The sequence below is a fragment of the Gordonia sp. 852002-50395_SCH5434458 genome (assembly GCF_001665905.1).
Taxonomy (GTDB): Bacteria; Actinomycetota; Actinomycetes; order Mycobacteriales; family Mycobacteriaceae; genus Gordonia; species Gordonia jacobaea.
On sequence record NZ_LZTC01000035.1, the window covers coordinates 196,948 to 222,120 of the forward strand.

At 65.8% G+C, this 25,173-nt stretch carries 21 protein-coding genes and 1 riboswitch; of the genes, 13 read left to right on the forward strand and 8 right to left on the reverse strand.

The window, feature by feature from the left end; translation table 11 throughout:
- Positions 1-212 precede the first annotated feature (212 nt).
- Complete coding sequence (locus A5785_RS07355; protein ID WP_064862283.1) at positions 213-1,124, forward strand: hypothetical protein; 912 nt, start codon at positions 213-215, stop codon at positions 1,122-1,124.
- Entirely contained in the window at positions 1,124-2,707 is a 1,584-nt protein-coding gene (locus A5785_RS07360) for a DNA polymerase Y family protein (RefSeq protein WP_005207906.1), read from the forward strand. Before A5785_RS07355 ends, A5785_RS07360 begins: the two co-directional genes overlap by 1 nt.
- Before the next feature lie 182 nt (positions 2,708-2,889).
- Here A5785_RS07360 and A5785_RS07365 read toward each other — a convergent pair whose 3' ends face one another.
- A complete protein-coding gene (locus A5785_RS07365) occupies positions 2,890-3,957 on the reverse strand; it encodes an alanine racemase (protein WP_064865542.1) in 1,068 nt (355 codons plus the stop codon).
- Positions 3,954-5,873 (reverse strand): SDR family oxidoreductase, encoded by a 1,920-nt coding sequence (locus tag A5785_RS07370; RefSeq protein WP_064865545.1) that lies wholly within the window; start codon positions 5,871-5,873, stop codon positions 3,954-3,956. The genes A5785_RS07365 and A5785_RS07370 overlap by 4 nt, the downstream gene beginning before the upstream one ends.
- A gap of 217 nt (positions 5,874-6,090) precedes the next feature.
- On the opposite strand from A5785_RS07370, the gene A5785_RS07375 reads away from it, so the two are divergent.
- The 5 genes from A5785_RS07375 to A5785_RS07395 all read left to right on the forward strand — a co-directional run bounded on the left by A5785_RS07375 (position 6,091) and on the right by A5785_RS07395 (position 12,289).
- Complete coding sequence (locus A5785_RS07375) at positions 6,091-6,519, forward strand: MarR family winged helix-turn-helix transcriptional regulator (RefSeq protein ID WP_064865547.1); 429 nt, start codon at positions 6,091-6,093, stop codon at positions 6,517-6,519.
- Positions 6,520-6,545: 26 nt separating this feature from the next.
- Entirely contained in the window at positions 6,546-7,121 is a 576-nt protein-coding gene (locus A5785_RS07380) for a cysteine hydrolase family protein (protein WP_064865549.1), read from the forward strand.
- Positions 7,122-7,126: 5 nt separating this feature from the next.
- Positions 7,127-8,518, forward strand: a complete 1,392-nt coding sequence (locus A5785_RS07385; RefSeq protein WP_039856610.1) for an MFS transporter — start codon at positions 7,127-7,129, stop codon at positions 8,516-8,518.
- A 210-nt stretch (positions 8,519-8,728) separates the two neighbouring features.
- Positions 8,729-11,995, forward strand: a complete 3,267-nt coding sequence (locus tag A5785_RS07390) for an error-prone DNA polymerase (protein WP_039856584.1) — start codon at positions 8,729-8,731, stop codon at positions 11,993-11,995.
- Positions 11,996-12,061: 66 nt separating this feature from the next.
- On the forward strand, positions 12,062-12,289 hold the full coding sequence (locus tag A5785_RS07395) for a DUF167 domain-containing protein (protein ID WP_005207899.1): 228 nt from the start codon (positions 12,062-12,064) through the stop codon (positions 12,287-12,289).
- A gap of 113 nt (positions 12,290-12,402) precedes the next feature.
- On the opposite strand, the gene A5785_RS07400 is transcribed toward A5785_RS07395, so the two are convergent.
- Positions 12,403-12,867 carry a tRNA (cytidine(34)-2'-O)-methyltransferase gene (locus tag A5785_RS07400; protein ID WP_039856609.1) on the reverse strand — a complete coding sequence of 155 codons (465 nt, stop codon included), beginning with the start codon at positions 12,865-12,867 and terminating at the stop codon, positions 12,403-12,405.
- A gap of 102 nt (positions 12,868-12,969) precedes the next feature.
- A complete protein-coding gene (locus A5785_RS07405) occupies positions 12,970-13,926 on the reverse strand; it encodes a serine/threonine dehydratase (RefSeq protein WP_039856582.1) in 957 nt (318 codons plus the stop codon).
- Between the two features lie 139 nt (positions 13,927-14,065).
- Between A5785_RS07405 and A5785_RS07410 the strand changes: the two genes are divergently transcribed.
- The 3 genes from A5785_RS07410 to A5785_RS07420 all read left to right on the forward strand — a co-directional run bounded on the left by A5785_RS07410 (position 14,066) and on the right by A5785_RS07420 (position 17,052).
- On the forward strand, positions 14,066-14,950 hold the full coding sequence (locus A5785_RS07410; RefSeq protein ID WP_064865552.1) for a bifunctional methylenetetrahydrofolate dehydrogenase/methenyltetrahydrofolate cyclohydrolase: 885 nt from the start codon (positions 14,066-14,068) through the stop codon (positions 14,948-14,950).
- Positions 14,947-15,270: a DUF3017 domain-containing protein gene (locus tag A5785_RS07415; protein WP_064865554.1), complete on the forward strand. Its 324-nt coding sequence runs from the start codon at positions 14,947-14,949 to the stop codon at positions 15,268-15,270. Before A5785_RS07410 ends, A5785_RS07415 begins: the two co-directional genes overlap by 4 nt.
- A 255-nt stretch (positions 15,271-15,525) precedes the next feature.
- Positions 15,526-17,052 carry a hypothetical protein gene (locus A5785_RS07420; RefSeq protein WP_064865556.1) on the forward strand — a complete coding sequence of 509 codons (1,527 nt, stop codon included), beginning with the start codon at positions 15,526-15,528 and terminating at the stop codon, positions 17,050-17,052.
- Between the two features lie 60 nt (positions 17,053-17,112).
- Here A5785_RS07420 and metX read toward each other — a convergent pair whose 3' ends face one another.
- Positions 17,113-18,261 (reverse strand): homoserine O-acetyltransferase MetX, encoded by a 1,149-nt coding sequence (gene metX, locus A5785_RS07425; protein ID WP_064865558.1) that lies wholly within the window; start codon positions 18,259-18,261, stop codon positions 17,113-17,115.
- 29 nt (positions 18,262-18,290) lie between these two features.
- Entirely contained in the window at positions 18,291-19,613 is a 1,323-nt protein-coding gene (locus A5785_RS07430) for a bifunctional o-acetylhomoserine/o-acetylserine sulfhydrylase (RefSeq protein ID WP_064865561.1), read from the reverse strand.
- Between the two features lie 62 nt (positions 19,614-19,675).
- A riboswitch (SAM riboswitch) is annotated at positions 19,676-19,824 on the reverse strand.
- Positions 19,825-20,138: 314 nt separating this feature from the next.
- Between A5785_RS07430 and A5785_RS07435 the strand changes: the two genes are divergently transcribed.
- Both A5785_RS07435 and A5785_RS07440 read left to right on the forward strand, forming a co-directional pair.
- Complete coding sequence (locus tag A5785_RS07435; protein ID WP_064865563.1) at positions 20,139-21,929, forward strand: cutinase family protein; 1,791 nt, start codon at positions 20,139-20,141, stop codon at positions 21,927-21,929.
- Positions 21,930-22,044: 115 nt separating this feature from the next.
- Complete coding sequence (locus A5785_RS07440) at positions 22,045-23,289, forward strand: MFS transporter (RefSeq protein ID WP_231894917.1); 1,245 nt, start codon at positions 22,045-22,047, stop codon at positions 23,287-23,289.
- A 73-nt stretch (positions 23,290-23,362) separates the two neighbouring features.
- Here the strand turns inward: A5785_RS07440 and bfr are convergent, their stop codons facing one another.
- A complete protein-coding gene (bfr, locus tag A5785_RS07445; RefSeq protein ID WP_005207884.1) occupies positions 23,363-23,848 on the reverse strand; it encodes a bacterioferritin in 486 nt (161 codons plus the stop codon).
- Positions 23,849-23,943: 95 nt separating this feature from the next.
- Positions 23,944-24,135: a (2Fe-2S)-binding protein gene (locus A5785_RS22840; protein ID WP_005207883.1), complete on the reverse strand. Its 192-nt coding sequence runs from the start codon at positions 24,133-24,135 to the stop codon at positions 23,944-23,946.
- A 144-nt stretch (positions 24,136-24,279) separates the two neighbouring features.
- Here A5785_RS22840 and A5785_RS07450 point away from each other — a divergent pair, with 144 nt between their 5' ends.
- On the forward strand, positions 24,280-25,125 hold the full coding sequence (locus A5785_RS07450) for an exodeoxyribonuclease III (RefSeq protein ID WP_039856608.1): 846 nt from the start codon (positions 24,280-24,282) through the stop codon (positions 25,123-25,125).
- Positions 25,126-25,173 lie beyond the last annotated feature (48 nt).

Consider the following 25,173-nt stretch of genomic DNA (forward strand, 5'->3'; position numbering starts at 1 on the left):
ACAGTGCAGGTCAACGGGCATATTTTGGTCATATCTGCCATTCGCGGGCGGCGGCTCGACCGTTCGTCACCTGGGCTGTTGCGGAGTGTCAGAGGGGCGTCGTACGATCTGAATATCGAAAAAACGTTCGATCAAACTCGGTGATCCGAGCGACCGACGGCGCAGCAACTTCCCGGCTCGCCATGCATCACAACGCTGGCCAGGAGGTCTTCATGAGTGTTTTGCCGTTGGCTCATCCGAACGCATCGCAGTCGGATGGCGATGCTCTCGATGAGGGCGGTCTGCCCGACCGGGATGGTCTGCCCGACGGGGCGCGGGCCGATACGTTGGCGCAACTTCGCAAGCGAATGGCGGTGCTGTCCGGCATGCCGGACAGGTTGTCCGTCGATCGTGTCGACGAGGTCGGCGATAGGTTGCCGCTTCCGGATGTTCTCGCAGATCTGTTGCCGCACAGTAACTCTCGACAGCATGATGCTCGCCGCGGGGGAATCGCCCGAGGGAGCGTGATCGACTGTTCGGGAGCCCGGTCGTTGGTGGTCGCGATGATCGCCGCGGTGAGTCGCAGTGGTGGTCAGGTGGGAATCGTCGGCTTGCCGTGGCTGAGCTTGTTGTCGGTCGCAGAGATGGGCGCCGATCTCGCCCGTATCGCCATCGTGCCGGATCCGGGGGTCGATCCGATCGAGATCGCCTCGGTGCTGCTCGACGGCATGGATCTGGTGGTGCTCGGCCTGCGTGGAGTCGACGTTGCGCCCGCGCGGTGCCGGGTGGTCAGCGGCCGGGTGCGCCAGCAGTCGTCGGCGCTGCTGGTCGTCGACGGTCATTGGCCGGGCGCGCAGGTGCGTATGGAGGCGAGCGTGCTCACCTACCGGCATGTCCCGGGAACGTCGGGCGCCGATCTCTCCGCAGCACGGCGTGGGCACGGTCGGATCGGGGGTCTGCGGCTGCAGGTCACCGCAACCGGGCGTGACCGCAGGCGACGCAGCGCCGACGTCGATCTGAGTTCGTTGAGTGCGCAGGGTCAAGCAGGGCTGGTGGGGCTGACACGCCCGGAAGAACCGGTAGTGGGTAGACCGGATGATCAGATCAGCGCAGACGACCAGATGCTCACCGCGGTGGCGAACTGATGGGTCGGGTCATGGCCGTGTGGTGCCCGGACTGGCCAGCGATGGCGGCAGCGGCCGACGAGGATCTGCCTCCGGCACAACCGATTGCGGTGCTGTCGGCCAATCGGGTGACCGCAACGTCGGCGACTGCCCGAGCGGCGGGGGTCCGACGCGGCATGAGAAAACGGCAGGCGCAGGCGGTGTGTCCGGAGATGCGGGTGTTCACCGCGGACGTCGATCGTGACGCACGCTTCTTCGAGCCGGTGGTGGCTGCGGTGGCCGAGGTGGTCGCCGTGGTCGAGGTGCTACGCCCGGGGCTGGTAGTGATGCCTGCCGATGGCGCCGCGCGACATCACGGCGGAGAGGAGTCGCTGGCCGAACAACTCGTCGACCAGATCTCGGTGTGCGGAGTCGAATCGCAGGTCGGGGTTGCCGATGAACTGTTCACTGCGGTGATCGCTGCACGTCGGGGTCATCACGTCGAACCGGGCGGAAGCCGCGCTTATCTGGCCGATCTCCCTGTGGCAGAACTGAACGTGGAGCCGAGTTTGTCTGTGCCCGAACGGGCAGAGCTGGTCGATCTGTTGCGTCGACTCGGACTCGTCACCATCGGCGATTTCGCCGCGATGTCTGCACGCGACGTCGCAACCAGATTCTCCGCCGACGCCGCCGTCGCCCACCGGCTGGCCAACGCGCTGACCGATCGTCGACCGTCGGGCAGTGCGGTCGCGCCGGAGTTGGTGATCGAGTACGTCTGTGAGCCACCGATCGACCGGATCGACGCCGCGGCGTTCGCTGGCCGACGCCTCGCCGACATGCTGCATCGTCGACTCGCCGACGTACCCGCGGCGTGTACCAAGCTCAGGGTCGAGGCCGTTACCGAACGCGGACAACGACATTCACGGATCTGGCGGTGTGCACAACCGCTGACACCCGACGCCACTGCCGACCGCGTCCGGTGGCAGTTGGAGGGCTGGCTGACCGGCGCGGGCAGGGGGAGGAGTCGCGGCGACACCCGACCCGACTCGCCGATCGCGATGCTTCGACTCGAGCCGGTGGAAACGGTCGACGCCGGCGAGTTGCGCTACGCACTGACCGGTGCGGGACTGCCGGGCGAGTCGGAGGTCTCCGAGCGCGCACGCCGGTCGTTGGAGCGTGTGCAGGGTCTGCTCGGTGGCGACGCCGTGCAGGTGCCGGTGCGCAGTGGTGGTCGCGGGCCGTCGGAGCAGATCACGATGATCGCACTCGGTGACGAGAAGATCCCCGAGCGCGACCCGCAGGCACCGTGGCCAGGCCGCGTGCCCCAGCCCGCACCCGCGGTCATGTCCCGCGCCCCGGTGTCGTTGACCGACGCGTCGGGGCAACCGGTGACCGTCACCGGTCGGGGAGCGTTCTCCGACGAGCCCGCCGTCGTACGCATGGCACGTCCCGGCCGCGACGCCGCCCGCGACACCTGGGCGTTGAGCTGGTGGGCCGGACCGTGGCCTGCGGGCATGGACGATACCGGCATCGTCGCCAGAGCCCAAGTGCTCCTGGAGGATTCACGCGCGCTGCTGCTCTACTACCGGGCAGGCGAATGGATGGTCGAGGGCGTGTACGAGTAGCGGTGCTCTGGTGTGCGCGGCGGTGCGGAAAGTAGGGGAAGGATTCTTTCCTTGGGTTCTTTACGTTTTCTCGTGTTGTTTCTGGGGGAGGGGTACGAAACCCGCGGAAAAATTCTTTCCCCTAGTTTCTGCGCGGGCCGGCGCGGCGCGACCCGAGCCGTGCACGCGCGCGGAGCCCGCGGTCAGCTGTTCGCGCCGCGGGCGACCACGCGCCACGTCGCAACCTCGCCCTCACCACCCTCACCAGCACCACCGCCGACGACCAGCTCGTCGACGAGGTTCACCGCGGTGCAGACGTGGTTGGGTACGACGCGCACCGTCGAGCCGAGCGAAGGGACGTACTCGTCCGGGTACTCGACAACCGCGTGGTGTTCGGAGAGCGCGACGATGCGTGCGGCAGGCTCGTCGAGTATCCGACCGTGTCCGCTGGCCCACGCGGGGCGGTCGGCGCCGATGATCTTGCTGCCCGCGTCGAGAACCACACGACGCCCGTCACGACGGACGACGGTGCTGACGGCGGTCAGCGCCACGTCGTCGAATCCGCAGACGCCGAGCTCCACCTGCTGGGCGTCGTAGAACGGGTAGACGCCCGGTCGGATCTCGGTCAGCACGCCCGAATCCGCGAACTCGATCGTCGGCGTCGAGCCGCCGCTCCGCACGCGTGGATCGATTCCCTTGTCGCGCAACCGCTCTGCCGCCGCTGCGAGTGCCGCGATCTCCTGTGCGGCGGCGTCACGGCGCGCATGTCCTGGGCGGTATCCGTGGCCGGGAAAGGTGAACACCCCGACCACCTCGAGCCCAGCCGATCGCGCAGCTACTGCCACCTCGCCCGCGAACTCGGGTGCCACACCTGTCCGGTGTTGTCCGGAGTCGACTTCGACGAGAACTTCGGCGCCGGACAGCTCGGCGGCAAGGCGCGCAGCACCCTCGACGGAGTCGACGGCCAGGCGGAGTGCAATCCGATCGGCGAGCGCGCGCAGTCGAGAACCCTTGTGCGCGCACACCCACAGCGGATATGCGAGGAACAGGTCGGAGACGCCCGCATCGGCGAACGCCTCGGCCTCGCCGATCGTCGCCACCGTGAGTCCCACAGCGCCGCTGTCGATCTGGCGTCGAGCGAGCTCTGCGGTCTTGTGCGTCTTGGCGTGGGGGCGCAGATCGACGTGAGCGTTCCGTGCGAGCTCGGCGACCGCCTGCAGGTTGCGATCGAGGCGGGCGAGGTCGACGGCGAGATACGGGGTGTCGGTCACCGATCCACGGTACCGAGGGAGGCCGCCGATTCGTCGACCAGAAGGTACTCCTGGTGCAGAATCCGTGCGGTCAGTCGCGGCGTGAACTTCCGGCCGAATTCGGCGAGCTGCCCGAGCGGCGGGCTGATCCGCGCAGGACGCGTCACGATGCCCCGCAACACCTTCGACGCCCCCTTGTCGACGCTCCACACCCCGGCGGAGTTCTGATAGGCCTCGGTGGGCGCGATCATCCGCGTGCGGACCAGTGGTAGTCGCACGTTGGTGAACGAGACGTGTTCGGAGAGGGTTTCAGCACCCGTCGACTCGCTGAACGCCTCCAGTGCCGCCTTCGACGCCGCGTACGCGCCGAATCGTGCGCCACGCGTCTGCACGGCGATCGACGACACATTCACCACATGCCCGCTCTGTCGTTCCACCATGTGCGGCAACAGTGCGAGTACGACGTTGACGGCTCCGAAGTAGTTGACCGCCATCACCCGGTGGTAATCATGCGAGCGCTCAACGGAATTGAGCGTTGATCGACGAATCGACCGGCCCGCGTTGTTGACCAGGATATCGACGTGGTCGTGGTCGGCGATGACCGATTTCACCAGTGTCCGCACCGCTTCCTCGTCGGTGATGTCGCACTGATAGGCATAAGCACGTCCGGGCGGAATGCCCGGTTTCGATTGGGACGCATTGAGATCGGCGACCGCGGACGCCAATTCGTCTGCGCTGCGGGCGATCACGTAGACGTCGGCGCCCCGTTCGAGGCACATCCGGGCTGTGGCCTTGCCGATGCCACTCGACCCGCCGGTGACCAACACGTGCTTACCGACGAGCGGCCCGCGCGGGTCGTGCCTGCGGTGTCGCGACGGGTCGAGATGGGTGGTCCAGTACTCCCACAACCTGGGCCCGTAGTCGTCGAGATCAGGAAGTTCGACGCCGCGCGCACTCAATCGTGCCAGGGTTCGTGTGGCACGGAAGTCCGCCGTCATTCGCATGCCGTCGAGCAGTGCGGGTGGGATGCCCTCCTGTTCCGCGACAAGATCGCGGATCGGACGTAGCGGCCCGAATCCGGTCAGCGCGATAGCTGGTGCGACGATCCGATTGCTCACCACGCCAACACCTTTGGGTGAACCGATCGCGGGCGCGAGCGCGTTGTACATGCCGATGACACCACGGTCGCGCGAGTCCCCGAGATGGAATACCTCACCACTGCGCTCCGGCTCGTCGTCGACGAGGGTCGCGATGGATTGCGCCACGAAATCGACGGGAACGAGATTGAGCCGACCGAGGTCTGGCATCGGCAGTGGAATGCCCGATGGCAGGAGTCCCAGGAGCGCCAATCGGGGGAAGAAGTAGTACGGGCCGTCGACCTTGTCCATCTCGCCCGTCCGCGAATCGCCGACCACGACCGACGGCCGGTACACCCGCCAGCGCAGTCCCTCCCGCTCGCGGACGAGCTTCTCCGCCTCGTACTTCGTGCGGTGATACGGCGTCGGAAACCCCTGCCCCAGGTCGAAATCGTCCTCGGTGAAGGCGCCCGCATAGTCGCCGGCGACAGCGATCGATGAGACGTGGTGCAGCATCGCGTCGTGTTCGACGGCGAAGTCGACGACGCGCGCGGTGCCGTCGACATTTGCACGCTGCTGGGCCTCGGCGTCGGCGGTCATGTCGTAGATCGCGGCGAGGTGGATGACGTGGTCGATCTCGGGCAGTTCGGTGCCGGACAAGGCCAGCCCGGGCGAGGTGAGATCCCCGGCGATCGGATGCAGGCGATCCGGCGGAGCGTCGGCGAACATCTCGTCGAATCGTGTGCGTGACCCCGCGCGGACCAGCGCGTAGACCTGCGCGTCCCGGTCTGCGGCGAGCAATCGTTCGATCACCCGGCGTCCGATGAACCCGGTCCCTCCGGTGATGAAATACGTGGTCATCTGTTCCTCCGGCCGGCTGGCAACTGCGGACTCGCTCTTTCTTACTCCGCGGTAAGAAGTGCTCGGATTCACCCTGACACTTACATCGCCAAATGGCAACGTCACCACGGAGGGTTGTCAGGCCTCGGGAGATCCAGCATCGGCGGGGGAGTTGTCTGAAATCTCCCTTTCTATCAAGAGACTTATCAGGTGACTGACTATTTGCTAGACTCACGATATGTCTGAGAACCCCGCCGAGATGGCCGCGACCCTGCGCCCCGTGCTTGCGGCGCTCAATCGCCGACTGCGCGCGCAGGGGCCGATCGGGGATCTCACGCGGTCGCAGACCAACGTGCTCGGCAGGCTCGAACGTGGGGGACCGTCGACGGCGAACGACCTCGCCCGGGCCGAAGGTGTTCGCCCGCAGTCGATGTCGACGACGGTTGCGGCACTGCTCGAGCAGGGACTCATCGTCGGGACGCCTCATCCGAACGATCGTCGAAAGACGCTCCTTGATCTCTCGGATAAGGCCCGCGAGACCTACGCGCGTGGACGATTGGCTCGCGAGGACTGGCTCGCTGATCGGCTCGGGCAGGTTCTCACCGACGAGGAACGGGCGCAGATCGCCACCGCAACAGAGCTTCTCCGCCGTGTGGCGGAGTCCTGATAGTCGCTTCGATCAAGGAGGAATCCATGGCAATGACAGCTCTCGACCCGCGGGTCGCACTGATCGTCATCGACATGCAACGTGGAATCGCGTTGCGCGACAATCTCGCACCGTACCCGGCGTCGGAAATCGTCGACCGCGCAGGACAATTGGTCGACAGATTCCGCAAGTACGGCCACCTCGTGGTGATGGTCAACGTCGACGCCGTGCCGCCCGGCCGGACGGACCGCAACTCTGGATCGGCGAGGCCGCAATTGCCGACGGAGTGGACCGAGCTCATCGACGAATTCGCCCCCCAGCCTGACGATCTGGTGGTGACCAAACATTCGCGCAGTGCATTCGCGGGTACCGGCCTCCTGGAGGAGTTGCGTTCCAGGGGCGTCACCCAGGTCGCCGTCGTCGGGATCGCCAGTGGCGCAGGTGTCGAATCGACGGCCCGTGACGCACACGAAGCGGGGTTCAACGTGACGTTGCCGACCGACTCGATGACCGATTCCGACGGGGAGCGTCACGCGCACAGCGTGCGCGAGGTGTTTCCCCAGATCGCCGAGACAGGTTCGACCGCAGAGCTTCTCGAACTCCTCGACGCCACAGCTCAGTGAGCGCCGTGGCCACCGGCGACGCCGGTGTGGCACAGCGCAATCCGTTCGGCTGGCGGTTCACCGGGCCACTGTTGATGGGGTCGACACTCAACCCGATCAACAGTTCCATGATCGCCACCGCGCTCGTCGGGATCGGCGTCGACTTTCATCGGGGTCCGGCCCAGACGACGATTCTGATCTCGGTGCTCTACCTGTGCAGCGCAGTGGCGCAACCGACAATGGGCAAGCTCGCGACGGTATTCGGTCCTCGTCGCGTCTTCGTCTCAGGGCTGGTCATTCTGCTGATCGCCGGTGTCATCGGTGCCGCCGCGCCGGCGTTCTGGTGCCTGATGCTCTCGCGTGCCCTGATCGGCATCGGCACCTCTGCGGCGTATCCGACGGCGATGGCGCTCGTGCGGTCTCGTGCCGACTCATTCGGAACGGGAGTGCCGAGTCGCGTGCTCGGCGGGTTCTCGATCGCCGCCCAGGTGATCGCGGTGATCGGACTGCCGCTCGGTGGTGTGCTGACCGGTGTGTTCGGCTGGCGGGCAGTGTTTTTCGTCAATATTCCGATCGCGCTGATCACCCTCGCGTGGGCGCTGCGCAGCATCCCTCGTGACGGTCCGGTGCAGGTGGGCGGCTTCGGTGGCCTCGTCCGCGTGGTCGACGTCGTCGGGGTGGCGCTCTTCGCGGTGACCGTGATCGCGACGCTCGAGTTCCTCGCCGCGCTCGGTTCACCGAAGTGGTGGCTGCTGGCGGTGATCGTCGTAGCGGGGTTGCTCCTGGTGCTCTGGGAACTGCGCGCGACACAACCCCTCATTGATGTGCGGATGCTCGCGGCCAACTCCCCGTTGGTGCGCACCTACCTGCGCCAGATGCTGGCAGGGCTCGGCTCGTACACGGCGATGTACGGCATCAGCCAGTGGATGGAGCAGTCCGCGGGATACACCGCGGCGCAGGTCGGGCTCATCCTCATCCCTTACTCGGCGCTGAGCGTGGTGTGCGCGCGGGTGAATTCGACGCACGGCTGGGTACGAATCCCGTTGATCCTCACGGGTTTCTGCTTCGTCGGTGCGGGCGTGACCGCAGTCGCGATCCATCACTCGTCCGGGTTGTGGATCCTGCTCGCGATGACGTTCCTGTTCGGCGTCGCCAACGGACTGAGCGGTTATGCAAATCAGGCGACGCTCTACACGCAGAGTCCGCCGGAGTCGATCGGTGTGGCATCCGGGCTGTACCGGACGTTCATGTACTTCGGGGCGATCTTCTCGTCGAGCCTCATCGGTATCGCCTTCGGCGCCCGCGCCACCGATGGCGGACTCCACGTCGCGGGGTGGGCCATCGTGGTGATCGGGGCGGCGCTGATCGCCATGACCGTGGCGGATCGTCGAATCCCGCGGGCGGTGTCGGCCGACTGATGGCGCGGTGTCGCCGGTACGGGCGCGGGTGCCGAGCGCCGTCGAGCTGAGGCGAGGATGTGGGTCCAATCGAAGGATGTGGGTGCTGCAGCACCCACATCCTTCAGTTCGACACACATTCACAGTCGGGTGGCGGGGATTGTCGTCGGCGAGGCGAGCGGGGCAGCCCGCCACCCATCGTCTGTCGAACAGGTGTTCTATACTGGCTGAGTGGGCTGGAACCAGGGCCCGCCGACGTGGCGGGAGATGGAGCGGGTGCTGTCGGGGCGCTCGCCCGATGGCGGTCGTCCCGGGGAGTTCTTCGGTCCCGAGCAGACGGGCGACGGCAACGACAGCCCCGCGTGGTCGCGCAAACGTGGCGCCTACACGGCGCCGGAGGTGTCTCGTGAGCGATCGTCTGTGCGCTATGCGGAACTGCATGCGCACAGTTCCTACAGTTTCCTCGACGGGGCGTCGATGCCCGAGGAGATGGTGGAGGAGGCGGCCCGACTCGACCTGACCGGTCTGTCGATCACCGACCATGACGGTTTCTACGGCGTGGTCCGATTCGCCGAGGCCGCAAAGGAATTCGCGATGCCGACGGTGTTCGGTGCCGAACTCTCCCTCGAGCCGGACGTGACCCGCACCGGGGTGACCGATCCGGCCGGTGAGCATCTGCTGGTCCTCGCGCGTGACAGTGAGGGCTATCGGAGGTTGTCACGAATCATCGCCGACGCCCACATGTCCGGTGGTGAGAAGGGGCTGCTGCGCTACGACGTCGACCGGCTGACCCGCGACGCAGGCCACTGGGTGATCCTGACGGGCTGTCGCAAGGGCGCGGTTCGGCGCGCGTTGGATCGTGCGGGTATCGGTGCTGCCGAGGCCGCTCTCGGTGGAATGGTCGAGCGGTTCGGACGCGACGACGTCGTCGTCGAACTCACCGCTCAGGGCCTGCCCGACGACGACGAGCGCAATGCGGTACTCGCCGACCTCGCGCAGCGGTTCGGGCTGCCGACCGTCGCGACGTCGGGGGCGCACTTCGCGGGGCCGCGTCGTCGACGCCTTGCGCTGGCGATGGCGGCGGTGCGTGCCCGCACCGACATCGAGACCATCGCGGGCTGGATGCCGGGGGTCGGCGGTGCGCATCTGCGCAGCGGTGACGAGATGATGCGCCTGCTCCCCGCGCACCCCGACGCCATCGCCGCCGCGGCAGACCTCGCCGACGATTGCGCTTTCTCGCTCGGATTGATCGCGCCGCAGTTACCGCCGTTCGACGTGCCGGCCGGCCATACGGAGTCCAGTTGGCTGCGGCACCTTACGATGACCCGCGCACGACGCCGCTATGGGACACCAGCCCAACATCCGGCGGCCTACCGGCAGATCGAGCACGAACTGGCGATCGTCGAGACGCTCACCTTCCCCGGCTATTTCCTCGTCGTCGCCGACATCGTCGACTTCTGTAAACGCAACGACATCCTGTGCCAAGGCCGGGGGAGCGCCGCCAACTCCGCGGTGTGTTACGCGTTGGGTATCACCAACGTCGACCCGGTGGCCAACGAGTTGCTGTTCGAGAGGTTCCTCTCACCCGAGCGTGACGGGCCACCGGACATCGACGTCGACATCGAATCGGACCGTCGTGAAGAGGCGATCCAGTACGTGTACCGACGGTATGGCCGCGAGTACAGCGCGCAGGTCGCCAACGTGATCACCTATCGGGGCCGATCGTCGGTGCGCGACATGGCACGGGCGCTCGGCTATGCCAGCGGTCAGCAAGACGCCTGGAGCAAGATGCCCGACACCGCGCCCGACGACGTGCGCGAACTCGCAAGCGACATCGCCAACATGCCAAGACATCTCGGAATCCACTCCGGTGGAATGGTGATCTGTGATCGTCCCATCGCCGATGTCTGTCCGACGGAGTGGGCGCGGATGGAGAATCGCAGCGTATTGCAGTGGGACAAAGACGACTGTGCCGCAATCGGTTTGGTCAAGTTCGATCTGCTCGGTCTGGGGATGCTCTCGGCGCTGCACTACGCGATCGATCTGGTCGCCGAACACAAGAACATCCACGTCGACCTCGCCAAACTCGACCTCTCCGAGCAGGCGGTGTACGAGATGCTCTGTCGCGCAGACTCTGTCGGGGTTTTCCAGGTGGAATCGCGAGCACAGATGGCGACTCTCCCGCGGCTGAAGCCCCGGTGCTTCTACGATCTGGTCGTCGAGGTCGCGCTGATCCGTCCGGGACCGATCCAGGGCGGATCGGTCCACCCGTTCATCCGCCGACGCAACGGCCAGGAGGAGCCGACCGTCGAACATCCGTCGATGTGGCCGGCGCTCAAGCGAACACTCGGCGTACCGCTGTTCCAGGAGCAGCTCATGCAGCTGGCCGTCGACGTCGCCGGATTCGACGCCGCCGAGGCGGACCAGCTCCGTCGAGCCATGGGGTCGAAGCGATCACCGGAGCGTATGCACCAGCTTCGTCGACGCTTCTACGAGGGCATGCAGCGCTCGCACGGCATTACCGGCGACGTCGCCGACCGGATCTTCGAGAAGATGGCGGCCTTCGCCAATTTCGGTTTCCCCGAGAGTCATTCGCAGAGTTTCGCATCGTTGGTCTTCTACTCGTCGTGGTTCAAGCTGCACCATCCTGCCGCATTCTGCGCCGCGTTGCTGCGCGCACAGCCCATGGGCTTCTACTCGCCGCAGTCATTGGTCGCCGACGCCCGCCGACATGGCGTCGACGTGCACCGGCCGCATATCAACGCGTCGCTGGCCGAGGCGACGTTGGAGAACGACGGGCTCGACGTGCGGCTCGGGTTGGCGTCGATACGCGGGGTCGGAGACGACGTCGCGGCGCGCATCGTCGAATCAAGGGGAGTCGACGGTCCGTATACGAGCATCACCGACCTGTCGCGGCGAGCCGACCTCAACCTCGCGCACCTCGAGGGATTGGCGGGCGCGGGGGCGTTCGAGTGTTTCGGCATGAGTCGACGACAAGCGTTGTGGGAGGCGGGCGCCGCGGCCTCCGCGAGCGCCGAGCAACTCGAGTTGGAGTCATCTGCGCAGGTACCGACGCTGCCGGGATTGTCGGATGTTGAGCTGGCCGCCACCGATGCCTGGGCGACGGGGATCACGCCGTCGAATTATCCGACGCAGTTCCTGCGTCCGCGGTTGACTGCGATAGGTGTCCTGCCCGCTGAGGCGCTATTGTCTGTGCCGGATGGGTCACGTGTCATCGTCGGAGGGGCTGTCACCCACCGGCAGCGTCCGGCGACAGCATCCGGCGTGACGTTCATCAACCTCGAAGACGAGACCGGGATGGTCAACGTGGTGTGCTCGGTCGGGCTGTGGTCGCGGTATCGCGAGTTGGCACACTCGGCGTCGGCGCTGCTGGTACGCGGCAGAGTGCAGAATGCAGAGGGTGCGGTGACGGTGGTTGCAGATCGGTTGCAGCGGATGGATCTTCGAGTGGGTACCCGCTCGCGGGATTGGCACTGATGTGAAATGTGCACTGACAACTGCGCGGAAAGCATTCGCGCACAACGACAGCGGGGAGAGGAACAGATGGCGAAACAGGTGATCGTCACGGCAAAACCGAGCAGTCGCAAGGGGCCGCTCGTCGAGACCGGGCCGGACGGTTCCATCACCATCTACGTGCGCGAGCCCGCCACCGAGGGTAAGGCGAACAAGGCGGTCGCCGAACTGCTCGCCAAGCACCTCGGCGTGCCGAAGTCCAAGGTGGCACTCATCGGGGGAGCGACCGCGCGTACCAAGCGTTTCCGCGTCGGCTAGGCGGGCGGTCTACCAAGCCCACGCGATTCCATCGAGTGAGCCCCGCATAGTGCCGACCGTGCGCTCCGTGGCGCCGACTGTGCGTCAGTCCCGTTAGTGCGCAGACACTTTCGTCACACCGCGCCGTCGAATCCGTTCTGTCGCCACGCTTCGTACACGACGATGCTCGCGGCATTCGCCAGGTTGTGTGAGCGTCGCCCGGCGAGCATCGGGATACGAAGCCGGTCGGTGATCTCGGGTTCGGCGAGCACGTCGTCGGGGAGTCCGGTGGGTTCCGGACCGAACAGCAGTACGTCGCCGGGGCGATAGTCGACGTCGGTGTGGTAGCGCGATGCATGCGCGGTGAATGCGAAGACGCGTTGCGGTTTCAGCTCGGTGAACGCTGTGACGAGGTTCGGGTGGACGGTCACGTTCGCCATCTCGTGGTAGTCGAGGCCTGCCCGTTTCACCTGAGCGTCGGACATCGAGAAACCGAGCGGCTCGATCAGATGGAGTTCGCTGCCGGTGTTGGCAGCCAGCCGGATCGCGTTACCCGTGTTGGGTGGGATACACGGCTGATAGAACATGATGCGGAACATGGAGTCCATTGTGCAGAGGGCGACCCGACGCTCCGCCGGGGCGGTCGACGCACAGTCGGCGCGAGGGAACGACCAGTCGGCGTGAGGGAGGGCCCAGTCGGCTCAGAGGTCGTCGAGTCGGGTGTTGGCTCCGCACAGCAGCACGCAGAGCGTCGAGTCGGGGGCCGGTTTCACAAGCCCGGCGGCCACCGCCGCGACCGCGGTGGCGGTGCCGTGCTCGACGACGATGCGGAACCGCTCCCACAGCATTCGACGCGCGGCGATGATAGCGTCGTCGGAGACGACGACGCTCTCGACTGCCTTGTCGGCGATGGTCGACCAGCAGATGTCGCCGATCCTGGTGGCGCCCAACGAGTCCGCGGCGATGCTGTCGAGCTCGACCGACACCGGCCCACCCGCCTCCACCGCCTGATGCAGACTCGACGCTCCGGTGGGCTCCGCGCCGACGAGACGATCGCCGGGGCGCTGGGCCGCTGCGAGACCTCCGAGCAGTCCGCCGCCTCCCACGCACGCGACGACGGTCTGCGGCCCGGGAACGTCGGCGGCCAACTCGAGGGCGATGGTCCCGGCGCCGGCGACGATGTCGGGAAGGTCGTACGCGTGGAGCAGCAGCGCACCCGTCTTCGTGGCGAGGGCACCCGCGAACTCGGCCGCGTCGTGATACCTGGAGCCGTGTAGACGCACGTCGGCTCCGAGATCACGCAGCGCCGTCACCTTCACCGGTGGGGCGTTCTCGGGTACGACGACGGTGCACCGCGTGCCGACGATCCGCGCCGCATGCGCTGCGCCGATCGCGGCGTTTCCGCCGGACGCCACCACCACTCCGCTATCTGTGAGCTTTCCCGCGTCGCGCGCCGCGAGCACGGCATTCACGCTTCCGCGGGCTTTGAACGAGCCGCCGAGCTGCAGGTACTCCAGCTTGAAGACCACCGGAACACTTCCGCTGACCGTGTCGATCTCCGCGCGCAGCACCGGCGTGCGTCGAACGTGCGTCGCGATACGCCCTCGCGCCCTCCTGACGTCGGCGATGGTGACCGGGCGGGCGGCGTTCGTGGGCATATGGCAGCACGGTACTCGGATGGACGCAGCGAATCGCTGATCCCGACATCCGACGCCCCGACATCCGACGCCCCGACATCTGACACCCCGACGCCCGACACCTGACACCGAGGCTCGGACAGGATGGAACAATGGACGGGTGAGCGCGATACGACTCGACGGCAAGCTGACCCGCGACGAGATCTTCGCCGATCTCCGTGAACGCGTCGACAAGCTGCGGATGGCCGGCGTGATGCCGGGTCTCGGCACGATCCTCGTCGGCGACGATCCGGGATCGCAGTCCTACGTCAAGGGCAAGCACTCCGACTGCGCCAAGATCGGCATCGCGTCGATCCGTAAGGATCTACCCGCGGATGCCACCACCGAAGACCTCAACGCAGCCATCGACGAGCTCAACGCAGACCCCGGTTGCACCGGCTACATCGTGCAACTCCCGCTGCCGCGACATCTCGACGAGAACGCCGCGCTCGAGCGGATCGATCCCGCCAAGGACGCCGACGGTCTGCACCCGATCAACCTCGGACGACTCGTCCTCGGCAAGGAGTCGACGCTCCCGTGCACGCCGCGCGGCGTGATCCACCTGCTGCGGCGCTACGACATCCCGATCAATGGTGCCCGCGTCACCGTCGTCGGCCGTGGTGTGACGATCGGACGCCCGATCGGCCTGCTTCTCACTCGACGCAGTGAGAACGCAACCGTGACGCTGTGTCACACCGGAACCCGCGACCTCGCCGCAGAGATCAAGCGTGCCGACATCGTCGTGGCCGCGGCAGGTGTGCCGCATCTGGTTACCGGAGACATGGTCAAGCCGGGGGCAGCGGTCATCGATGTCGGCGTCAGCCGCACCGAGGACGGGCTGGTCGGCGACGTCGCCCCAGACGTGTGGGACGTCGCGGGATATGTGTCACCGAACCCGGGCGGCGTCGGGCCACTGACGCGCGCGTTCCTGCTCGTCAATGTGGTCGAGCGTGCAGAGGCAGATCTTGCAGCCGGAGTGAGCGTCGCCGGAGGTTCCGGACGGTGAACTCAGCGACGGATGCGCGGGTGCGGCAGCTTCGCCATGCCCGTCGGGTCCGCGCCTACATCGCGCAGATTCCCTATCTGCTGGTGATGCTCGGCGTGATCGCCGGAGCGGCGCTGGTGTTGTTCGACCGTTGGCGACGTGGTTCGTTCGTTTTCGGAATGGCTCTGCTTCTCGGCGCATTCATGCGCGCGGTGTTGCCAACGTCACGAGTCGGATTACTGCAGGTCAGAGGAAGATTCTTCGACGTTATATCCCTTGCCAGCGTCGGAGCCCTCATGTTATGGCTAGCTGCGTCAATAGATCCGTTGGGCACGGATTGATTACAATATGGAGCACGCTTCGGTAAAGTGTCCCGTGACGTGAGCTGATTCGGCACCTGTCGGATCAGCATCCGGGACCTCTGGATTCATTGAACCCGGGCGTGAGCGCACCGAGTGAGTCGTGGTGCGCTGCGGCAGTGCTAGAGCGCGCCGCAATGAACGGCGAACGACGAACGGCGACAAACGGGCAGGCAACCAATCTCTTCGACGCTGGATAGACCAAACGATCGCTCCACCCACGACGAGACGACGTCGATGGGTGTTTCCTTGGGTCAGGGCATGATTCACTTCGTCCTGCTCACACGTGACGGCTCGGGTCGCGAACTCGTGGAGTCACGGGTGATCGACGTCGATCCCAGCGATGGTCACGACACCGCGGGCAGGGTCAACGCGGGCATCGACCTCATGCTCGACGCCGCGCGCGGCGCCGACCGACGCGTGGGGCCGATCGGCGTCGCGGCAGGCGGCGATCTCGGGCGTGAGCTCATCGGCTCGACGGGGTCGGGTCCACGCCGGCAGATCCACCTCGTCTCCGTCGAGGAGGCCGTGGTGGCCTGCTTGATCGAAACGGGCCAGATCGGGCGATACAGGTCGGTGGTCGTCGTCGACTGCGGCGATACCGGCACGACCTTCTACACCGTCGAGCCTTCGAGCGGAGCCATCGGCGACATCACACACTCACGCGCACTGTCGGGGCGCGCGCTCGACGACGCGATCGTCCGCCAAGTGGTCGACGACGCGGGCGCCGTGAGTGGTTCGTTCTCGAACAAGCTCAGTCGCAACGCTTTGCGTAGTGCCGTCAGAACCGCCAAGGAGGAGTCGGGTGAGCACGGCACAGTCGACGCCGCCGGCCGGTTCCGAATCGGCGACGCAACGCTCGCCTCGGCGGTACGTCCATTCCTGAAAGACGCTCGCGAAGAGCTGAGCCGTTACCTCGCAACGCATTCGGCGTGCGCGGTGGTTCTCGTCGGTGGTCTGGCGAACCTGCCGACCATCGCCGACATGGTGCCCGAAGAGGATGCCGAAGGCGGACTCGTCGAGGTCATCATCCCGACGAATCCGGAACAAACCGCAGCTGTGGGCGCCGCGATGCTCTCGTCCGAGCAGGCAACGGCGCCTAGTCGACTGGCCTTCATCGGAGGCGGGAGGCGCAGGGGAGTGCTCTCTCCGCTGCCGATTGCTGTTGCAGCCGTCGTCATCGCCGCAGCGATGTTCACGGTGTACGCGGTGGGTTCGACACTCACCGGCAACTCCACGGACATCCCGTCGCCCTCGAGTGCTCGCGTCGCGTCGATATCGACCGACTCCGACCAGTCCGACATCGTTCCCTCGGAAACGAGACAGGAACCGACACAACTCACCTCGACGTCGGCCGAAGCCCCGCGCACAGCTCGCGAGGACGACGGACCGGGTTGGGCGACAACGCAATTGCCTCCGACGACGCCGTCGCCGTCCACGCTGACACTCTCCGCGCGTCCGAGTACGCCGTCGACGACAACGCGGCCACCCAGCGCGGAGACCAGTCGTCCCACTTTGCCGCTGCCACCCGGAATCACGATTCCGCCCAAGCTGCTGCCGCCGGGGTTCGTTCCGCCGTCGGGGACGCCCGCTCCCGGCCTGGAGACGCCGACTCCCAACCATCAGCAACCCTCTGGCGGGGCTGGTTCGAATGGTGGTGCGTCCCAGTCACATAACGATCGTGGTGCAGGAGCGGGTCAACTGACACCTCCGACCACGACGACCACGACGCCGGTTCCCGACGGACTGCTGCCGCCGCCCTGACGGGACGAGAGCGTTCTGACTCCTCGAGCGTCTGGGGTAGTGCCCGTGACGCCCCGAGGCTCAGTGACGCGCGAGATCGACTGTGCGCTTGAGTAGATCGCCGATGGCGTCGAATTCGGTGAGGAATCCGTCGTGGCCGTTGTCGGACTGAACCACCTGCAGGCCGCCGACGCAATTGCCGAGCTCTTCGGCGAGTTCGACCTGTAACCGCAAGGGGTACAGGCGATCCGAGTCGATACCGCCGACGATCACCGGAACGTTGCACGCGTTGAGTGCGGCCTTCACGCCACCGCGATCGCGCCCGACGTCGTGGTGATTGAGTACTTCGCTGAGGATGACGTAGCTGCCCGGATCGAAACGCTCGACCAGTTTGCCCGCCTGGTGCTCGAGGTAACTCTGCACGGCGTAACGTCCGCCGGTGAGTGGATTCTCTTGGCCCTGAGCGTCATTCGCGAAGCGTTCGTCGAGCTCCGGTTCGCTGCGGTAGGTCAGGTGCGCGATCCGACGCGCGATTCCCATTCCGGTCGTCGGCGCCTCGCCGGTGCCGTGATAATCGCCGCCGTGCCACGCCGGATCGGACGTGATGGCTGCGATTTGCGTTGTCTGCGTACCGATCTGGTCGGCCGTCGCACGAGCGCCGACGGCGAGCACGAGTGCGCTTCGAACCCGTTCGGGGTACTCGATGATCCACTCGAGTGCGCGTGCGCCGCCCATCGAGCCGCCCACAACCGCGCCGATGCTCTCGATGCCCAGATGATCCATCAGTGCGACTTCGGCGCGGACCTGATCGAGCACGGTGAGTTGCGGGAAGCTCGAACCCCACGGTCGGCCGGTGGGGTCCAGCGATGCGGGCCCGGTCGATCCACGGCATCCGCCGAGCACGTTTGCCGAGATGACGCACCATTCGTCGGTGTCGACTGCCGCGCCGGGACCGATCAGACCGTCCCACCAGCCGGGGGAGGGATGAGCAGCATCGGCGGGTCCGGTCACGTGTGAATCGCCGGTCAGGGCGTGCAGCGTGAGGATGACGTTGTCGCGAGCAGGCGACAGTTTTCCCCACCGCTGAAAGGCGAGGGTCACGTCGTCGATCTGCTCACCGTTGTCGAGTGAGATCGACCCGAGACGGGCGCTGAGCATCTGGCCGTCCGGGGCGTTCTCCCAGTCCGGCCGTTGCTCTGTATCCGTCTGCGGGTCGATGCTCACCGACACAGGTGTCCTCGCTCCTTGCTCTGCGTTGTCTACTTGGCTGCTTCGAAACCCCGGTCGAGGTCAGCGAGGATGTCGTCGATTCCCTCGATGCCCACCGCGAGGCGGACGAGGCCGGGGGTGACACCCGCGGCGAGTTGCTCCTCGGGGGTCAGCTGGCTGTGGGTGGTCGATGCGGGGTGGATCACCAGTGAGCGCACATCACCGATGTTGGCGACGTGGCTGTGCAGTGTGAGCGCCTCGACGAACCGCTTGCCCGCGTCGACGCCGCCTGCGATCTCGAACCCGATGACAGCGCCCTGCCCCTTCGGTGCGAGCTCCTGGCCGCGCTTGTACCAGGGCGACGACGACAGTCCGGCGTAGTAGACCTCCTCGACCTGCGGGTTGTCGTTGAGGTACTCGGCGACGCGCTGCGCGTTGGCGACGTGACGCTCGACGCGCAGGCTCAAGGTCTCGAGACCCTGTGCGAGCAGGAACGCGTTGAACGGCGAGATGGCTGCGCCGGTGTCGCGGAGCAACTGCACACGTGCCTTGAGTGCGTACGCGGGAGCGCCGAGATCGGCGAAGACCGCACCGTGGTAGCTCGGGTCGGGCGTGGTGAAACCGGGGAAGAGGTCTTTGCCGTCGCGCTGTACACGCCAGTCGAAGGTGCCGCCGTCGATGATCACGCCGCCGATCGCGGTGCCGTGCCCACCGATGTACTTGGTGGCCGAGTGCACGACGATGTCGGCGCCATGCGCGAGCGGGTTGAGCAGATACGGGGTGGCGACGGTGTTGTCGACGATGAGCGGCACGCCGTTGCGATGTGCAACCTCCGAGATGCCCTCGATGTCGAGGATCTCGTTGTTCGGGTTGGAGATCGACTCGCCGTAGAACGCGCGCGTGTTGTCGCGCACCGCGGCCTGCCACGAGTCGAGATCTTCCGGATCCTCGACGAACGTGACCTCGATGCCGAGCTTGGGCAGCGTGTAGTGGAAGAGGTTGTACGTTCCGCCGTAGAGGCGCGGACTCGACACGACGTGCCCGCCGTTCTCGACGATGTTGAGGATCGAGTATGTCTCCGCAGCCTGACCCGACGCGACGAGCAGCGCCGCGACACCGCCCTCGAGAGCGGCGAGACGCTGCTCGACGACATCCTGTGTCGGATTCATCAGGCGCGTGTAGATGTTGCCTGGCTCGGCGAGGCCGAACAGATTCGCGGCATGGGTGGTGTCGTTGAACGTGTACGACGTGGTCTGGTAGATCGGCAGAGCGCGGGCGTTGGTCGCCGCGTCGGCTGTCTGGCCTGCGTGAATCTGCTTGGTCTCGAAACTCCAGTTGTCGGCTGGATTCTGGTCGACGTCGACGTCAGACATTGAATACGCATCACTTTCTACGGTCGGCAGGGCACGACGACCCTGTTGGGGTCCGACCTTCGGACCCGCGCTTGCTGGGGACCCGAAACCATCATCGACGAAGGATCGTCGCAGAACGGGGTCCCACAACCCGGTCATCACCCGGAGCACCCCACCGCGGTTGGAGGGTTGCCGATCAGCGAGCCGGGGCTTTGCGCTGATACTCATGACCTGGCGTCAAGGATATAACACGGCCGAAATGAAGTGAGAACCCTCCGACGCAGCCTGGTTCTTGGGGTGGACAAGGCATCGCTGCGGCGACATTGCGTGCGGGCGTCGAAAAGGCCGCGATTGAGGGTCTCTCGTGTAGTCCGAACAGTCGAATTTGGCGTCCATCGTCGTCGGTTCGCTGTTCGACCGTCGGATTCTGCTGTGGCGTGGGTCACGAAATTCTACGATCCGAACATTCGCGAGTAACTCGGCCGGAGCGGAACGCCGACGACTCGCGGCGACGCGGTACAGATCGTCCGGATTGGTGGAGAACGCATGGGTGGTCACTTCGGTTTCCGGCGATCGATCACTGCGGCGAGCACACTCGGACTCGCCGCAGTCGCAGCGGTTCTCCTCGCCATAGGTCAAACCTCCGGCGCGGGTGTCGCGCGGGCCGAGACCGCCGACAATTGCGGCAACGGCGCACTCGTCTTCGTCGGTGGTACGTGGGACCCCCAGGGACATCTGCTCGACGGCGTCACGCGCCAACCCCAATATGCCGGCTACACCGTCGAGCGCGTCGAGTATCCGGCGTCGATCTGGCCGTTGGGTGCCTTCGGATTCGACGACAGTCAGTCGCAGGGCGTCGCGGCAACGATGTCGACTGTGGCGAATTATCAGGCGCAGTGTGATGGCAAACCCGTCGTGATCGTCGGGTACTCGCAGGGCGCAGGAATCGGCGGCGACGTACTCACAGATATCGGCACCGGCAACACGTCTGGCTACGAGATCTCATCGACCGGCGTGTCCGGACTGCTCTACTCCGATCCGCGGCAAGCGGGAACTCTCTACGGACAGGGCATCGAACGCGTCCTGATCGGCGTGATCCCCGGACTGACCATGGCAGGCGGACGCGACGTCGACGACTTCGGCGGGATTCCGGTGACCACCGTGTGCTTCACGGGCGATCCGATCTGCGATCTTCCCGATCCGCTTCACGACCCGATCGGGGCCCTCGACGGCCTCGCGGGCTACTGGGTCAAGCACGGTCTGTATCCGCTCTACATGTATCTGCCAGCCACCAACGGAGCCCTGTGGGACGCCTGGGGAGTCAAGCCGTTGGACTGCCAGGACACCACCGCTGAGGTCAACACCTGCCAGCTCGTCGTGCCGTCGTCGGCATGGGTTCTCACCCAGCAGTTCGTCGACAAGCTCGGTCTCGGCTGGACCGTGCCCGACCTCGTGAGCAAGCGGTGGAAGTTCCCGGACATCCTCGGCATCACACTGGCCGACTTCCAGCCGCCGATCCGGTGGGCCATGGGTTGGTTCCCGCAGTTGCCCGACCTCGGCTACGGCGGGGTGCTCACCGACGTCTACACGTTCCAGAACATGGCACAGGGGCTGTTCACGTGGAACCCGGTGCTCTGGGGTCAGGGCGTCGACGCGTTGCGGACCACTGTCAGGAGCATCGCGTCGATGCCGGTGAACTTCGGAAAGTTCTGGGCCTACACACTGACCGGCCGCGATGTCACCGGCATTCCCGGACCCGCGTACCGACCGTCGCTGGTCGCGTTCGAAGAGCGGCTCGCGTCGCTGCGCACCCCGACGACCACCAGCCAGACCGCGTCGGTGGCGGCGCTGTCAGCATCGGAGAAGATTGCCGACGCCCCGGGGGCCGTGGACACCGCGAAGACTCTCGGCGGGCCCGAAGCGCGCAGTGCCTCGGGTACTGATGGAATCTCCGGCGGGGGAATCTCCGGCCGACAAGGCGTCGACGATCCTGTCGGCTCGGGTGGCGCAGGCACAGGTGACGGGACCGGTACCGAAGCTGCGTCGACGCCTCCTGCCGGCAGCGGCTCACTGCAAACACAGGCGCCGCTCGGCGGCTCTTCGCAGCCGGTTGAGGCTCCCGGCGGCGCGCATGCGCCGAAGCCTGGACCAGGAGAGTCGACACCGGAGAAGCCTGCACCCGAGAAGCCGACGCCGGAGCAGTCAACATCGGAGCAGTCGACATCGGGGGAGTCGACACGCGACAAGTCGACATCTGACGAGTCGACACCCGGTGCGTCGACGCAGCAGCAGGGTGCCACCCCGAAATCAACGACGGCGGGCGCACCCGCCGCCTGACTCGGAACCCCTGCGCAGGCGGGGTGTGAACGATGTCACCGTCGACGACGGAATCACGCCCACTGGCGTGCTCGTTGCAGCGTGAATGTCCTCAACCGCCCCAACCGAGACGAACATGGCCGGGACCAGCAGTAACGTGGTCCACTCCAACACAACTCGTCGGTTCGCCATGCTGGCGATGGCGCTGGGCGGGTTCGGGATCGGCACCACGGAGTTCGTCGCGATGGGCTTACTGCCGAACATCGCGTCCTCGGTGCATGTCTCCGAGCCGACTGCGGGCTACGTCGTCTCGGCCTACGCACTCGGGGTGGTGGTCGGGGCGCCTCTCATCGCCGCACTGACCGCGCGGATGTCTCGTCGCACGCTGTTGATCGGGTTGATGGTGGCTTTCACGGTCGGCAATGCGGCCACTGTGTTGGCGCCCGACTTCGGGACGCTGATGGTCGCGAGATTCGTGGCCGGACTGCCGCATGGCGCGTACTTCGGCGTCGCTGCTCTCGTCGCGGCGCACCTGGCCGGACCTCGTAACCGTGCCAAGGCCGTCGGGCTGGTTCTCCTCGGATTGTCCGTAGCCAATGTCCTGGGTGTGCCGTTGGCGACCTGGCTCGGCGAAAGTCTGGGTTGGAGAGCAGCTTTCGTTGTCGTGGTGGTCATCGGCATCGTGACGATCGGCGCGCTGTTCATCACGTTGCCCGCACTCGACGACATGGCCGTCACCAATCCGATGACCGAACTCGGCGCACTCACGAGGCCTCAGGTGTGGTTGACGCCGGCGATCGGCTTCGTCGGCTTCGGCGGGATGTTCGCGTTCTACACGTACCTCAACACTGCGCTGACGAGCCTCACGGGCATCTCGGTCGGTTGGGTTCCGGTGGTGTTGATGGTCTTCGGTGTCGGCATGGTGGTCGGCAACCTGGTCGGCGGTGCTGCCGCCGATTCACACGTGCCGCGCGCGATTCTCGTGGGACTCGTCGCGACCGCGGTGGTGCTCGGATTGTTTGCCGCACTCGTCACATCGCCGTGGGCGGCCGTTCCATTGACGTTCCTCGTCGGGGTCAGCGCGACGGCGATGGTTCCCGCACTGCAAACCCGCCTGATGGACGTGGCCGAAGACGCTCAGACGCTCGCCGCGGCGCTCAACCATTCGGCACTCAACATTGCGAACGCACTCGGCGCGTGGCTCGGCGGCGTTGTCATCGCCGCAGGTCTCGGGTACCGCGCGCCGTCGGTTCTCGGGGCAGGACTCGCGGTTGCCGGGATCGTCGTACTGGGTGTGGCGCTGGCTGTCGCCCGGCGCACGGCCGCTCGCCACACAGCGGCATCGACTCAATCGGCATCGACTCAAGCGGCATCAACCTAAGCGACTTCACCTTCAGCGACATCGACCCCGGCACCTGTTGGTACCGGGGTCGATGTCGGAGTGAGTGGCTGGATCAGCCGACGTCGGGAGGCGTGGCGATCGTCTTCGACAGGTAGAGCGGCTCACCGAGCTTGTCGAGCAGCTCGAGCTGCGTCTCCAGATAGTCGATGTGGTGCTCCTCGTCCTTGAGGATCTCCTCGAAGATCTTGGCTGTCGTGATGTCCTGCTTCTCGCGGCACAGCACGATGCCCGGCTTCAGACGGTTGACCACCTCGATCTCGATCGCGAGGTCGGACTCGAACTGCTCACGGAGAGTCTGGCCGATGCGGAGCGGCAGCAGCTTCTGATAGTTGGGCAGACCTTCCAGGAAGAGGATGCGATCGGTCAGGATCTCCGCGTGGGTCATCTCTTCGATCGATTCGGCCCTCGTCTTCGAGGCGAGCTCGGTCAAGCCCCAGTTGTCCTGCATTTTTGAGTGCAAGAAGTACTGGTTGATGGCGGTGAGTTCACTGGTCAATTGCTCGTTGAGTAGAGCGATGACCTCATCGTCTCCACGCATGGCATACCTCCGGTTCGGACTGATTGTGACAGTGAACCTAGCACGCCAAAAGACCCCGTGGGGAATATCCGCACGGGGTGTTTTCGCAGGTCAGGCTAGGCTGCGCTAGTTGTGGCGACCCTTCCTGCGGTGCGCGAGGCGACGATCTGGGTGAGTCGTTCGATGCAGGTTCCGCAGCCTTCGCCTGCGCCGCAGCGCTCACTGACGGCGTCGGGAGTTCTGGCTCCGGCGTCGCAGTGCTCGTGGACCTCGTCCACCGTGACGGCCCGGCAAATACACACGAACATCTCGCACCTCGCATTCTGTTAGGCAAGGTTTACATAAAACCCTGACGATCGCAAGGTTCGCCTTACCTTTTGGACTCGGTCCGGATTGGCCTGCGGCGGGGTACGCGGCGTCGTTGTCGGTGGCTCGCCGTAATGTGGCGAACCGTGCCAACTGCGATCACCACCGTGAATGTGAACGGCGTCCGAGCGGCCACCAAGGTGCGCTCGGAGAACAATGCTGGATTCGTTCCGTGGCTGCGCTCCGCCGGAACCGACATCGTCCTCCTGCAGGAGATCCGCGCCAACGAAGAACAAGCCAGGGAAGTCCTCGAACCCCTGCTCGACGACGGATGGCACCTGTCGATGACGGAGTCGGTCGTCAAGGGACACGCGGGCGTCGGAGTGCTCAGCAAAGTCGAGCCGACGGCAGTGCGCGTCGGATTCTCCAGCGACGAATTCGATTCCACGGGAAGGTATCTCGAAGCAGACCTCGACATCGAAGGTGGAGCCGTCACCGTCGCGAGCCTCTATCTGCCCAAGGGTGCCGCAGCCCCGACGGCCGGCTCGTCGGAGAAGGACGCGGAGAAGTTCGCCGAGAAGAAGCGATTTCTCGACGCCTTCGGTGCGCACCTCGCCTCGTTGGCACGGAAGCGACGTCCGGTGGTGGTCGGCGGTGATTGGAACATCGCGCACTCTGAGCACGACATCAAGAACTGGAAAGGCAACCTGCGCAGCCCGGGCTTCCTTCCGCACGAGCGGGAGTGGGTCGGTGGATTGCTGGAGTCCGGTTGGTCTGACGTGATGCGCGAGCTCCACCCCGACGCAGACGGGCCGTACTCGTGGTGGTCGTGGCGCGGAAAGGCGTTCGACAACGACTCGGGCTGGCGGATCGACTATCACCTCGCCAACAAGGCAATGGCGGCGCGCACCGTCAAAGCGTTCGTCGACCGGGCCGACACCTACGACCGCCGGTGGTCTGATCACGCGCCGGTTACCGTCGTGTTCGAGTGACCCGCCGGAGCACCGTTGAGCAGCACGCCCGCATAGCACCTCCGAATA

Excerpts from the sequence above, each read along its gene's own strand:
- A5785_RS07355 (WP_064862283.1), top strand. The coding sequence starts at position 213 with ATGAGTGTTTTGCCGTTGGCTCATCCGAACGCATCGCAGTCGGATGGC.
- A5785_RS07405 (WP_039856582.1), bottom strand. The coding sequence starts at position 13,926 with ATGCCCACGAACGCCGCCCGCCCGGTCACCATCGCCGACGTCAGGAGG.
- A5785_RS07380 (WP_064865549.1), top strand. The coding sequence starts at position 6,546 with ATGGCAATGACAGCTCTCGACCCGCGGGTCGCACTGATCGTCATCGAC.
- A5785_RS07435 (WP_064865563.1), top strand. The coding sequence starts at position 20,139 with ATGGGTGGTCACTTCGGTTTCCGGCGATCGATCACTGCGGCGAGCACA.
- A5785_RS07430 (WP_064865561.1), bottom strand. The coding sequence starts at position 19,613 with ATGTCTGACGTCGACGTCGACCAGAATCCAGCCGACAACTGGAGTTTC.
- A5785_RS07370 (WP_064865545.1), bottom strand. The coding sequence starts at position 5,873 with ATGACCACGTATTTCATCACCGGAGGGACCGGGTTCATCGGACGCCGG.
- A5785_RS07400 (WP_039856609.1), bottom strand. The coding sequence starts at position 12,867 with ATGTTCCGCATCATGTTCTATCAGCCGTGTATCCCACCCAACACGGGT.
- bfr (WP_005207884.1), bottom strand. The coding sequence starts at position 23,848 with ATGCGTGGAGACGATGAGGTCATCGCTCTACTCAACGAGCAATTGACC.
- A5785_RS07395 (WP_005207899.1), top strand. The coding sequence starts at position 12,062 with ATGGCGAAACAGGTGATCGTCACGGCAAAACCGAGCAGTCGCAAGGGG.
- A5785_RS07360 (WP_005207906.1), top strand. The coding sequence starts at position 1,124 with ATGGGTCGGGTCATGGCCGTGTGGTGCCCGGACTGGCCAGCGATGGCG.
- A5785_RS07420 (WP_064865556.1), top strand. The coding sequence starts at position 15,526 with ATGGGTGTTTCCTTGGGTCAGGGCATGATTCACTTCGTCCTGCTCACA.
- A5785_RS07440 (WP_231894917.1), top strand. The coding sequence starts at position 22,045 with ATGGCCGGGACCAGCAGTAACGTGGTCCACTCCAACACAACTCGTCGG.
- A5785_RS07375 (WP_064865547.1), top strand. The coding sequence starts at position 6,091 with ATGTCTGAGAACCCCGCCGAGATGGCCGCGACCCTGCGCCCCGTGCTT.
- A5785_RS22840 (WP_005207883.1), bottom strand. The coding sequence starts at position 24,135 with ATGTTCGTGTGTATTTGCCGGGCCGTCACGGTGGACGAGGTCCACGAG.